General features: G+C 72.6%; 3 protein-coding genes and 1 pseudogene. All 4 read left to right on the top strand.

Features of this window, described 5'->3' with window-relative positions:
* Positions 1–19: 19 nt before the first annotated feature.
* Positions 20–868, top strand: coding sequence for a tryptophan 2,3-dioxygenase (locus tag EYA84_RS28515; RefSeq protein ID WP_131057036.1), 849 nt, complete (start codon positions 20–22; stop codon positions 866–868).
* Between the two features lie 7 nt (positions 869–875).
* The gene (kynU, locus tag EYA84_RS28510; protein ID WP_131057034.1) at positions 876–2,177 is read left to right on the top strand and encodes a kynureninase; all 1,302 of its coding nucleotides are present in this window, start codon (positions 876–878) and stop codon (positions 2,175–2,177) included.
* Complete coding sequence (locus EYA84_RS28505; RefSeq protein ID WP_131057032.1) at positions 2,174–3,508, top strand: NAD(P)/FAD-dependent oxidoreductase; 1,335 nt, start codon at positions 2,174–2,176, stop codon at positions 3,506–3,508. Before kynU ends, EYA84_RS28505 begins: the two co-directional genes overlap by 4 nt.
* 20 nt (positions 3,509–3,528) lie before the next feature.
* Positions 3,529–3,711 (top strand): annotated as a pseudogene (locus EYA84_RS28500) (5-carboxymethyl-2-hydroxymuconate semialdehyde dehydrogenase); the annotation flags it as partial.

The following is a 3,711-nucleotide window of genomic DNA, read 5'->3' as shown; positions in this document are numbered from 1 at the left end:
CCTGCGTCGGCAGCGTCAGATGTTTCTAAGAGACAGGGCCCGTGCCGCGCGCAACGGCGGTGAGCCGACGCTGGAATTCGCCGAGCGGGTGCCGTACGACGCGTACGTGCAGGCCAGCACGCTGCACCGGTTGCAGCAGCCGCTGAGCGACGACCCGGGCGAGATGTCGTTCCTGATGGTCAGCCAGATCATGGAGCTGTACTTCGGCCTGACCTGCCACGAACTGCGCGACGCCGCCCGGCTGGTGCGCACCGACCGGGTGTGGGAGGCGCTCGCCCCGCTGCGGCGGGCCGCGCTGCACCTGGAAGGGCTCAACGCCGCCTGGCGGGGGCTGCGCTGGATGACCCCGGCCGACTTCAACCGTTTCCGCAACCTGCTCGGTGAGGGCTCGGGATTCCAGTCGGCCATGTACCGCCACCTGGAGTTCCAGCTCGGGCTCCGCGACCCGGCGCTGATCCGGCCGTTCCGCCGGCAGACCGAGGTGCACGCCGAGCTGACCGCCGCCCTCGACACGCCCAGCGTCTGGGACGAGGTGGTGGCCCTGCTCGCCCGGCACGGCCACGAGCTTCCCGCCGACCTGCTGGAGCGGGACGTGGCGGTCGAGCACGAGCCGCACCCCGCCGTCGAGGCGGCCTGGGTGCGGATCTACGCCGACGCCGGCCCGGACAACCACCTGCGGATGCTCGGTGAGGCGCTGACCGAGGTCGCCGAACAGTTCGGCGACTGGCGGCACCACCACATCAAGGCGGTGCAGCGCACCATGGGCGCCAAGGTCGGCAGCGGCGGTTCCGCCGGGCTGGCCTGGCTGCAACGCAGCATGGCCCGGGTGGTCTTCCCCGAGCTGTGGTCCGCCCGTACCGCGATGTGAGGCGACGATGACGACGAACGAGACCGGGGCGCCACGCCCCGGCGAGGCCGAAGCCCTCCGGCTGGACGCCAGCGACCCCGGACACCGGCACCTGTTCCACGTGCCACCGGCCGACGGCGGTGACCATCCCGAGTCGGCGTACCTGGCGGGCAACTCGCTCGGCCTGCAACCCCGGGCGACCCGGGACGAGTTGCTGGCCGACCTGGACGACTGGGGGCGGCTCGGTGTCGAGGGGCACCTGGAGGCGGAACGGCCCTGGCTGCCGTACCACGAGCTGTTGACGGCCCCGGCCGCGCGACTCGTCGGCGCCCTGCCCACCGAGACCGTGGTGATGAACTCGCTCACGGTCAATCTGCACCTGCTGATGGTCAGCTTCTACCGGCCGAGCGGCACGCGGACCCGGATCGTCATCGAGGACAGCGCCTTCCCCTCGGACAGCTACGCGGTGCGCAGCCAGGCCCGGTTCCACGGCCTCGACCCGGACACCACCGTGGTCCGGCTGACGCCGCGACCGGGTGAGGACACCCTGCGCACCGAGGACGTCACCGCGTTCCTCGCCGCCGAGGGGCAGACCGTCGCGCTGCTGCTGCTCGGCGGCGTCAACTACCTCACCGGCGAGCTGATGGACATCCCGGTGATCACCGCCGCCGGCCGGGCCGCCGGGGCGGTCGTCGGCTGGGACCTGGCGCACGCCGCCGGCAACGTGCCGCTGTCGCTGCACGAGTGGGACGTCGACTTCGCGGCCTGGTGCTCGTACAAGTACCTCAACTCGGGGCCGGGCGCCCTGGGCGGGGTGTTCGTGCACGAGCGGCACCACGGCGATGCGGACCTGCCCCGCTTCGAGGGCTGGTGGAGCACGGCGGCGGCCACCCGGTTCGAGATGACGCCGGTCAGCCGGCCGCCGTCCACAGTGGAGGCATGGCAGATCTCCAATCCGCCGATCTTCTCGATGGGGCCGGTGCGTACCTCGCTGGAGCTGTTCGACTCGGTCGGGATGCCCGCGCTGCGCGACCGCAGCCTGCGGCTCACCGGATACCTGGAGCGGCTGCTGGACGAGGTGGCCGCCGGCCGGCCGCTGACCGTGATCACCCCGCGCGACCCGGGTCGCCGTGGCTGCCAACTCTCGGTCAGACTCGGCGAGGGCAGCGCCAGGGAGCTGACCAAGCGGCTCCGGTACGAGCACGGAGTGATCGCCGACGCCCGGGAGCCGGACGTCGTCCGGTTCGCCCCGGTGCCGCTCTACTCGACGTACCACGACTGCTGGCGGGTCGCCGACGCGCTGGCCGCGACCGTTGGGAGAGCTGGATGAACCGGGAACGCGACGAGATCGCCGTGGTCGGTGCCGGGCTGGCCGGCTGCCTGCTGGCCTGCTTCCTGGCCCGCCGGGGCTATGCGGTGGCGCTGTACGAGCGGCGGCCGGACCCGCGTACCGGGACGGTCGAACGGGGACGGTCGATCAACCTGGCGCTCTCCGAGCGCGGGCTGGACGCGCTGCGCCGGATCGGGCTCGACGAGCAGGTGATGGCCGACGCGCTGCCGATGCGGGGCCGGATGGTGCACCCGGTGCTCGGCGAGCCCGGCTTCCAGTCGTACAGCGTCTCCGGCGACCGGGCGATCAACTCGATCAGCCGGGGCGCGCTGAACAACGCGCTGCTGGAGGCCGCCGCGAAGCTGCCCGGCGTGCGGATCGCCTTCGACCACCGGCTGGTCGGCCTGGATCCGGACACCGCGCGGATGACCTTCGAGACCCCGCAGGGCACGGCCACCGCGGACGCCCGCGTCGTGCTCGGCACCGACGGCGCCGGTTCGGCGGTACGCGGACAACTGCTCGAACACGGCCTGGTCACCGAGAGCGTCGACTTCCTCGACTACGGCTACAAGGAACTCACCATCCCGCCGGCCGGCGGTGACTTCGCCCTGGACGAGGGCGCCCTGCACATCTGGCCGCGCGGCACCTCGATGATGATCGCGCTGCCCAACCCGGACCGCTCCTTCACCTGCACACTGTTCTGGCCCACCCACGGCACCGCGAGCTTCGCCTCGCTGGGCAGCAAGGCGGCGATCGAACAGCACTTCGCCGCGCACTACCCGGACCTGCTGCCGCTCGCCCCCGATCTGGTCGACGACTACCAGCACAACCCGGTCGGCGTCCTCGGCACGGTGCGCTGCGACCCGTGGCAGGTGAACGGACGCGTCGGTCTGCTCGGCGACGCGGCGCACGCCATCGTGCCCTTCTACGGTCAGGGCGCCAACTGCGCCTTCGAGGACGTGGTGGAGCTGGATCGCTGCCTGACCGAGTGCGACGACGACTGGTCCGCCGCGCTGCCGCTGTTCCAGCAGCGTCGGCAGGGCAACGCCGAGGCGATCGCCCGGATGGCGCTGGCCAACTTCGTCGAGATGCGCGACAAGGTCGCCTCGCCGGTGTTCCGGACCCGCAAGAAGGTCGAGCACGCCCTGGAGCGGGCGCTGCCCGGACGGTACGTCTCCCAGTACGAGATGGTCTCCTTCTCCACCGTCCCGTACGCGCAGGTGCGCCGCCGGGTCCGCCGGCAGTACCAGGTCCTCGGCGCGGTGGCCGCCGGTGTGCTGGCGGCGGTGGCCGGTGCGGCGGTGGCGATCGGGCGCGGGCGGCGTCGATGACCCGATGGGACCCCCGGCTGATGACCGGGCACGCGCCGGACGGCCCCGGCCTGCTGCGCAACTTCGTCGGCGGCGAGTTCCGCGACGAGGGCCCCCGCTTCACCCGCCGCAGCCCGGTCACCGGCGAACCGGTCTTCGAGGTGGTCGAGGCCGGTGCGTCGGTGGTGGACGAGGCGGTGGCGGCGGCCCGGGCGGCGCTGCGC

This window comes from Verrucosispora sp. SN26_14.1, assembly GCF_004307965.1.
GTDB lineage: Bacteria > Actinomycetota > Actinomycetes > Mycobacteriales > Micromonosporaceae > Micromonospora.
This window is presented reverse-complemented; position numbering and strand designations above follow the sequence as displayed.